The organism is Frankia sp. AiPs1, assembly GCF_023716945.1.
Taxonomy (GTDB): domain Bacteria; phylum Actinomycetota; class Actinomycetes; order Frankiales; family Frankiaceae; genus Frankia.
Map to the genome: position 1 here is coordinate 1 of NZ_JAMQQF010000215.1, position 9271 is coordinate 9271.

1 protein-coding gene and 1 pseudogene are annotated in these 9271 nt (G+C 74.0%); both read right to left on the reverse strand.

Features of this window, described 5'->3' with window-relative positions; translation table 11 throughout:
• A pseudogene (locus tag ND748_RS18140) lies at positions 1 to 4736 on the reverse strand (beta-ketoacyl synthase N-terminal-like domain-containing protein); the annotation flags it as partial.
• A 98-nt stretch (positions 4737 to 4834) separates the two neighbouring features.
• Positions 4835 to 9271: SDR family NAD(P)-dependent oxidoreductase (locus ND748_RS18145; protein ID WP_251747009.1), on the reverse strand; the 4437-nt coding region annotated here is incomplete at its 5' end.

Here is a 9271-nt window from a genome sequence, read left to right on the forward strand (position 1 = left end):
GTACCGGCATGCACCAACACCCGTTCCCCCGCCCGCACCCCCGCCAGATCCCCCAACCCAAACAACGCCGTCAGGAAGACGGTGAACACCGTGGCGGCGTCCTCGAAGGACAATCGTTCCGGAATGTGCGCCAGGCTGCTCTCATCGGCGATGGTGAGCGGTGCGAAGGCGGCGGGAAACCCGCCGAAGACGCGGTCGCCCACCGCGAGACCGGTCACCCCAGGGCCGGTCTGTACCACGATTCCGGCGCCTTCCGTCCCGAGGCCCTCGCGGGAGGGCGTGAGTCCGATCGCGACCGCGACGTCGTAGAAGTTCAGCCCGGCCGTCCGCACCTGAATGCGTACCTCACCCGGCTCCAACTCCCGGGTCGCCCGCGGGTTGTCCGCCTTCCCGACACCCTCCACCTTCCCGGTTCCCAGCGCGTCAATACGCCAGTCGGAGCCCGCGCCAAACCCACTCACACCCGCGAGGCGATCCCCGCTGCCGGCACGCACCAGCCGTGCGGCGAGCACACCGCCCTCGCGTACCAGCAGTTGAGGCTCACTAGCTCGGAGGGCCACTCCCAGGACCCGCACCCAGTCGACGGAGCCCTCCGTCGGGTCGGCGTCGACTAGGACGAACCGGCCCGGGTGCTCCACTTGCGCGCTGCGCAGCATCCCCCACACCACGGAGGGTGCCAGGTCCGTCACGCCGCCGCCGGCGCCCGCCGGCCCGGCGTCGACCGCACCGCGTGTCGCCACCACCAGCGGTACCCCCGCGAACCGCTCGTCCGCCAGCCATGCCTGCAAGGTCAGCAGCACCCGCTCCGCCAGCTCGTGCGCCGCCACCAGCACGTCCGCACGATCGGCCGCGACAGCGGAGACCACCGCGCAGCGCGGCGTCGCACCTCCCGCGTCCAGTGACTCGACCAACGCCGCCACGTCCGGCGAGGCGGTGACCTCCATGGGCGCTGATCCCACCCGCAGCGGATCGGGGCCCACCACGGCCACGGACCCGACCGGCCCGACCTCGCCGTCCCGGACGGGGAACCACTCCAGGGCGAACTGGCCCTCGGCGTCCGCCGTACGCGTGCGCGCCTGCGCGGTGTCCGCGGGCCGGGCCTCGAGGGTGCCGATCGTGAGCACCGGGGTGTCCGCGAGGTCGGTCGCCGTCAGACTGACGGTGCTGTCGGGGCTGACACGCAGTCGGACGCGTAGCGCCGTGGCCGCGACGGCGTGCAGAGTCACGTCCTTCCAGGAGAAGGGCAGCCAGGTGCCGTCGGTGGGAAAGGCCGGGTGGAACTGCAGCGCGTGCAGCGCGGCGTCGAGCAGCGCCGGGTGGATGCCGTGGTGGGCGGCATCGGCGTGCGCGTGAACGGGGAGCGTGATCTCGGCGAGCAGCGACGCCGGGTCGGCGGTCCGCCACACAGCGGTGAGACCCCGGAAGGCGGGGCCGTAGTGGTAGCCGCGCTCGGCGAGGGCCTGATAGAGGCCGCTGACATCGACCGGGGTGGCGCCCGCCGGTGGCCAGGTCCCGGCGCGCTCGTGCCCCGCCGGTGGACGGCCGCCGGGCGCCAGTGTCCCCTGGGCGTGCTGGGTCCAGCCCTCGTCGCCACCAGCGACGTGCGGACGGGCGTGGACGGTCACCCTCCGCCGGCCCTCCGCCGCCGGCGGATCCACCACGGCCTGAATCTCCACCGCTGCGCCCTCGGGCAGTACCAGCGGCCGCTGGATGACCAGCTCCTCCAGCCAGGTGCAGTCCACCTCGTCCCCGGCCCGGACCGCCAGGTCCACGAACCCGGTGCCCGCCAGGATGGTCTTCCCGGCCACCGCATGATCGGCCAGCCACGGCTGGGTCGCGGTCGACAGACGACCGGTCAGCACCACGGGCCCGTCACCGGCGACCCGGACACCCGCGCCCACCAGGCCATGGTCGAGCGCCAGCAGGCCCACCCGGCTCAGGTCGCCCCCGGCGCCGGGCACACGGTCGAGCCAGTACCGCTTCCGATCGAACGCGTAGGTCGGCAGCTCGACCGGCGCACCGGCGTCGGCGCGGTCGGGAAGCAGGGTGCTCCATGCCAGAGGCGTGCCACTCGTCCAGAGACGGGCGAGGCCGTGGGTCAGAGCGTCGAGCTCGGGCTGGTCCGGGCGGCTGAGCGGAACCTGGTGGGTGAGGGTGTCGGGGGGCACGCAATCCGGGATCATGGCGCTGAGGGTGCCGCGGGGGCCGATCTCGGCGAAGGTTCGGACTCCTCCGACGGCGAGGCTGTGCACGGCCTGCTGGAAGCGGACCGTGCGGCGGACGTGGCGCACCCAGTAATCCGGGTCCGCCACCTCACCGGCCGTCGCGGGCTGCCCGGTCAGGGCGGAGACCAGGGGAATGGTCGGGGTCTCGTAGGTGAGTCCCCCGGCGACCGCCGCGAACTCGTCGAGCATCGGGTCCATGTGGGCCGAGTGGAAGGCGTGCGAGACCCGGAGTCGACGGGGCCGCCACCCCCGGGGCTCGGCCGCCGCGGCGATGCTGGTCACCGCGTCCTCGTCACCGGAGATCACGACCGCGCGGGGTCCGTTCACCGCCGCGACCGCCACCCGCTCGGCCAGCCCGGTCTCGGCCAAGCAGCCGCGGACCTCCTGCTCGGGGGCCGACAGCGCGAGCATAGTGCCGCCAGCCGGCAGGGCCTGCATCAGCCGGCCCCGAGCCGCGACCAGGCGGCAGGCATCTGGCAGCGACCACAGGCCGGCGACGTGTGCGGCGGCAAGCTCGCCGATGGAATGCCCAGCCACGACATCGGCCCGCGCCCCGGCTGCCCGCACCGTCCGGAACAGGGCCACCTCGAAGGCGAACAGCGCCGCCTGGGTGAAGACCGTGGCATCCAGCCGGCCGGCGTCTTCGGCCGCGCTGGCGAACATCACCTCGCGCAGCGACCCACCCAGCAGCGGATCCAGCTGCGCGCACACCTCGTTCAGCGCCGCCGCGAACACCGGCGAGGCGGCATACAGCTGCCTGCCCATACCCGCCCGCTGCGCCCCCTGACCCGAGAACACGAATCCCGTCTTCCCGCCGTCCACCACCGTGTCCGCCACCACGGCGGCGGCCGGGGGGACGCGGTCCGTGGTGACCTGCCTGGCGGCGAACGCGTCGAGACCGGCCAGCAGGCCGTCCCGGTCCGCCGCCACGACCACCAGGCGGTGCCGCAGGGCCGCCCGGTCCGCCAACGCCCGCCCGACACCCACCGGGTCCGCGCCGGACTCCCGGACGGACGCGGCCAGAGCCGCCGCCTGGGCCACCAGCCCGCCGGCGGTCCCGCCGGACACCACCCACGGCACCCCCAGCCGCACCGCAGCAGCGCTCGGTGCCACGGCCCGGTCAGCGAGGCTGTCCGTGTCCCCGGTCGAGGCGGGGACGGGGGCGGGGGCCTCCTCGACGATCACGTGCGCGTTGGTGCCGCTCACCCCGAACGAGGAGACGCCGGCCCGGCGCATCCGCTCGCCGCGCGGCCAGGCCATGGGCTCGGTCAGCAACGCGACCGCCCCGGACGACCAGTCGACGAACGGGGACGGCTCGCTGACGTGCAACGTGCGGGGCAGCAGACCGTGCCGCAGCGCCGCCAGCATCTTGATGACGCCGGCGACGCCGGCGGCAGCCTGCGCGTGGCCGAGGTTGGACTTGATGGAGCCCAGGCGTAGGGGTTGGTCCGGGTCCCGGTGCTGGCCGTAGGTGTTGAGCAGTGCCTGGGCCTCGATCGGGTCGCCGAGTCTGGTCCCGGTGCCGTGTGCCTCGACCGCGTCGACGTCGGTCGCGCGGAGGCCCGCGTTCGCGAGCGCGGCGCGGATCACCCGCTCCTGCGATGGGCCGTTGGGCGCGGTCAGTCCGCTGCTAGCGCCGTCCTGGTTGACGGCCGAGCCTCGCAGCACGCCCACGACGGGATGCCCGAGACGCTGCGCGTCCGACAGCCGCTCCAGGGCGAGAACGCCGATGCCCTCGCCCGCGCTGAAGCCGTCGGCGTCCGCCGAGAACGCCTTGCACCGCCCGTCCGGGGACAGCGCGCGCTGTCGCGAGAACTCGACGAGTGCCACCGGCCCTGCCAGTACGGTGACACCGCCCGCCAGCGCCAGCGTGCACTCGCCCTGCCGCAGCGCCTGCATGGCGAGGTGCAACGCCACCAGCGACGAGGAACACGCGGTGTCCAGCGAGACCGCCGGGCCCTCGAAACCGAACGTGTACGACACCCGGCCGGACAGCACACTGGCCAGATTGCCGGTCAGCGTGTAGCCCTCGACGCTCGGTGCGACGTGTTCCATGTCGGGAACGTAGAGCGAACTCGACGCACCCACGAACACCCCGGTGTTGCTCCCCCGCAACCCCGCCGGGTCCAGACCGGCGCGCTCCAGCACCTCCCACGACAGCTCCAGCAACAGCCGCTGCTGCGGATCCATCGCCAGCGCCTCACGCGGCGAGATCCCGAAGAACTCCGCGTCGAACCCCGCGACATCGTCCAGGAAACCACCCCGCCGCACGTACGACCGGCCCGACGCCTCCGGATCCGGATCGAACAGGTCCTGCGGCCACCCCCGGTCGGACGGAAACTCGCCGGTGGCGTCAGTCCCCGCCGCCACCAGCTCCCACAACCCCTCCGGCGAGGTGACCCCACCCGGAAAACGGCAGGCCATCCCGACCACGGCGACCGGCTCCGCGCCGCTGGCGGCGAGCCGCTGGTTTTCCCGCCGCAGCCGTTCTGTCTCCTTGAGCGAGGAACGCAGGGCCTCGATAATGTCGTCGTTCGACGTGGTCATGCTGGATCTCCGCTCTTGCCGTGGGCGTCGGTGCACGTGGGCGATGGGCCTGGCGTGATCGCTCAGGCCGGGTTCTCCTGCCGGGCCATGCGGACGAGGTCCTCGACCGCGAGCAGGTCGATCCGGCTCGACACTTCGCCGTGGTGGTCAGCGCCCGCTGGGGTGGTGCCGTCCTGATCGGACGCGCGGACCAGGCCGGACAGGTGCCGGGCCAGTGCCGTCGGGTTGGGATAATCGAAGACGGCGATCGGCGAGAACCGGATCCCGGTCGCCGCGCCGATGCGGTTGCGCAACTCGATCGCGGTCACCGAGTCGATCCCGAGGTCCTTGAACCCCCGGGAGTCGTCGATCGCCCGCGCTCTGGAGTGACCGAGCACGGTGGCGAGCTCCGCGCACACCAGGGTCAGTACCTGTTGGTCGCGCTGCGCGGCGGGCAGCGCGGCGAGGCGCTCGGCCGCGATCGGACCGGCCGCGCCGGCTCTCCCGGCGGCTGTGTCCACGGTCCCGATCAGCTCGCTGAGCAGTGGGTCCGGCCGGGTGCCCACCGACCGTTCGGCGACACGGCTCCAGTCGATGGCGGCGATCGCGAGGGCGGTGTCGCCCTGGTCGAGGGCCTGCTGCAGAGCGACGACACCGAGGTGCGGAGTGATCAGATCCATGCCGCCCCGGGCGATCCATTCCTGGAAGCTCTCCCGTTCGGCCATTCCGCCGCCAGCCCAGGCGCCCCAGGCGATCGAGGCCGCCGGCAGGCCGAGTGACCTGCGGTGCTGGGCGAAAGCGTCAAGGTACGAGTTGGCCGCCGCATAGGCGCCCTGGCCGACGTGGGGCATCAGTGTGCTGAACGAGGAGTAGAGGACGAACGCCGCCAGGTCGTCCTCGAGTGTCAGCTCGTGCAGATTGCGCACCGACTGTGCCTTTGGCCGAAGAGCCCGCTCCAGGTCCGCGGTCGTGACGGCACCGAGCGGGCGGTCGTCCGCGATGCCGGCGGTGTGGATGACGGCGGTGAGGGGGTGGTCGGGGGGGATGGTGGCGAGAGCGGTGGCCAGGGCGGTGCGGTCGGCGGTGTCGCAGGCCGTGAGGGTGACGGTGGGGGCTCCGAGGGCGAGGAGTTCGGTGCGGAGGTGGGTGGCGTTGGGGTGGTGGGGGCCCTGGCGGGAGAGGAGGTGGAGGTGGTGGTGGCGGCGGGCGTGGTGTCGGGCGATGTGGCTGCCGAGGGCGCCGGTGCCGCCGGTGATGAGGACAGTCCCGTCGGGGTCGAGGGGCGCGGGGGCGAGCGTGTCGGTGAGCGGTGCCGGGGCCAGCACAGGCGCGTAGCTGCCGGTGGGACGGAGGGCCAGCGCGGGGGAGCGGTCGGTCAGGGCGGTCGCGAGCTGGGCGGCCGTCGTCGTGTCCCAGACGGCGGGAAGGTCGAGGTGGGAGAGGGGGAGGTATGGGTTCTCCACGAGCTGGGTGCGGGTCAGACCCCAGAGGTGGGCCTGCGTGGGGTGGGTGAGCGGGTCATCAGGGTGGGTCGCGGCTGCGGCGGTGGTGACGATGTGCAGCGGGGTGGCGGCGTGCTGGGGGTGCTGCTGGAGGAGGTGGAGGGTGGTGGCGAGACCGGTCGGCAGCGCCGGGTGGTCGGAGTGGGGCGTCTCGTCGAGGGCGAGCAGCGACAGGATGCCGGCCGTGGAACTTTCCACACGGGCGGCCAGTGCGGCGGCCAGGTTCTCGGCCTCATCGGCGACCGTCACCAGCACTGCCCTGCCACCGTGGTCATCGATCGCGCGCAGGCAGCGGGCCGTTCGTTCGTCGTCGGCCAGCCGGTCCGGCGTCAGCACCAGCCAGGTGCCGGCCAGCTCCGGACGGGGCCGCGGACCCAGCGGCTGCCAGGCGACCTGGTAGCGCCAGTCGCGCACGACGGCCTGTTCTCGTCGCCCGCGCCACCACTGGGACAGCACCGGCAGGGCGTCGCGCAGGCGAGCCTGCTCGTCCGCGCCCACAGGCCCCAGCAGTTCGGCGAACTCGCCCGCGTCGCCGTGCTCGACGACGCGCCAGAACCGCTCCTGGTCGGCCGTGGCGGGCTGGTCGGCCGGGGCCTGCGCGACGGGGCCGCTGGGCAGGCGCGGGACGATGTCGGAGGCGGGCAGCAGTGCGCGCCAGTCGAGGATGACCCCGGCTGTCCAGAGGGCGCCCGCGCTGGTCTGCAGCCGGGCGGGACCGCCGTCGTCCCGGCGCAGGGTGCCCGTGACGGTGACGGCGGTGCCCTCCTGGCCGGCTGTGTCCTCCAGGCCGAGGGTCAGCACCGGATGGGCACTGGCCTCCACGAAGACCCGCACGTCGTCGCGCAGCAGCGCCTGGGTGGCGTCCTGGAAACGGACCGGCTCCCGCAGGTTGCGATACCAGTAGGCGGCGTCCATCGCCGCGCCGTCGATCCGCCGGCCGGTCACGCTGGAGTACACCGGCAACCGGCCGGTCACCGGGGTCAGCCCGACCAGTCCGGTGAGGATCCGTTCGCGCACGGCCTTCACCTGTGGGGAGTGCGATGCGTAGTCGACGGGGATGCGCCGTATTCGCAGGCCCTGCTCCTGCCCGGCCGCCAGGAACTCCAGCGCGGCGGCCGTCTCCCCGGCCACGACGACGGACGAGGGACCGTTCACAGCGGCCAGCCACAACCGGTCCGGCCACGCGGACAGCGCCGACTCGACCACGGCCGCCGGGCTCGAGACGGACAGCATCGTCCCCGCACCGGCGATCTCGGCGATCACCGCCGAGCGGACCACCACGATCCGCGTCGCATCCTCCACCGACAGCACCCCGGCCACGCAGGCCGCCGCGATCTCCCCCTGGGAGTGGCCGACGACCGCGTCCGGAACGACGCCGAGCGACTCCCACACCCGCGCCAGACCGACCATCACCGCGAACATCGCCGGTTGCAGTACGTCGACCCTGCCGAGGTCGGCGGCGCCCGGCGCGCCCGTCAGTGCATCCCGGACCGACCAGCCGGCCAGATCCTCGACCGCCGCCGAGACCCGGTCGATCACTTCGGTGAACGCCGGCACCACCGCCAGTAGCTCCCGGGCCATCCCGGCCCACTGCCAGCCCTGCCCTGGGAACACGAGCGCCACCCGCGGCCGTCCCGCAGCGGCCCCGTCGGTGTCGGCCCCCCTCGCCGCGAGATGGTCCAGAGCTGTCAGAAGCGCGTCACGGTCCGCTCCCACCAGCGCCGCCCGGTGCCGTGCCGCCGGCCGGTCCAGCAGGGCCCACCCCACCCCGACCGGATCCGCCTGCGACTCGCGCACGAACGCGGCCAGCTCCTGGGCCCGCGCGCGCAGCTCGGTCGCGGTGTCGGCCGACAGCGTCCAGGTGGTGGCACGGGGGGTGGGGAAGTCCCGGTACCAGTAGTCCTGGTGCTCCCAGGGGTAGGCCGGCAGCTCGACGAGCCGGCCGGTCGGGACGGCGGGCGGCGTGGGCCGGTAACCGGTGACGAAGGCCTCGGCGGCCACCAGCGCGGGCGTCGTGTCCCGCCGCAGCACGTCGAGGGTGATGTCGCACCAGGAGTCGGAGGCCTGCGGCAGGCCGGCCGCCGCGGGCTCCGGCTCCAGGCATCGGCGAAGAGCCTCGATCGTGCTCAGACGTCCGGATGCCCAGGCGGCGCTGACGGCGCCGACGCCCTCGCCGACCGCGTCGGCCTGCGCCACGCCCAGCGTGCGCAGCGCCGCGGTGGCGGCGGCCTGATGGCAGAACGTCCAGGCGTCGCGCTGTGGTCCGGGCGGCGTGTCGTCGAGGTCGGCGGGCAGCACTCCCAGGCCGCCGAGCAGCCGCGCGTGCTCTTCCATGGCCTCGCGGTAGGCCGGTGCGGCGCCCGCCCACCGTTCGCGCGTCTCCCGATCGGGAAGCTCCGGGCCGAACCGCAGCGCGACGGTGGCCCGCGCCCCACGCTCCACGCAGCCGTGCCGAACGCTCGGACCGGCGTCGCCGAAGGAGGCCTCCTCCAACGCGGCGGCGAGGGACTGGGCGTCCGTGCCCACCACGGCGAGCCGGTGCTCCAGCCAGGCACGCCGGTGGGTGGTGGTGTACAGCAGGTCGTCCAGCCGCTCGGGTGTCGCGTCCAGCCGTTCGGCCACACGCAGGGCGACGGCCGCCAGCGCGCCGGGCGTGGCGGCGCTGACGAGCAGGACGCGTTCGCCCGCGGGAGCGGGCCGGGGCACCGCCTCCCGCCGCTGCGCCGGGTATCCCTCGACCAGCACGTGCGCGTTGCTGCCGCTGAAGCCGAAGGCACTGACCCCGGCGCGTGCGGGACGGTCCCTCTCGGGCCAGGGCTGTGCCTCGCGGACCAGGGCAACCGGCACCCGGTCCCAGTCGATGCGGGTCGACGGCGTGTCGACGAGGTGCGGGGGCAGGATGCCGTGCCGCGCCGCCAGTACGACCTTGAGCAGCCCGACCGCGCCCGCCGCCGCGCCGAGATGGCCGACGTTCGCCTTCGCCGAGCCGACCAGCAACGGGCGCCCCGGGGCGCGGCC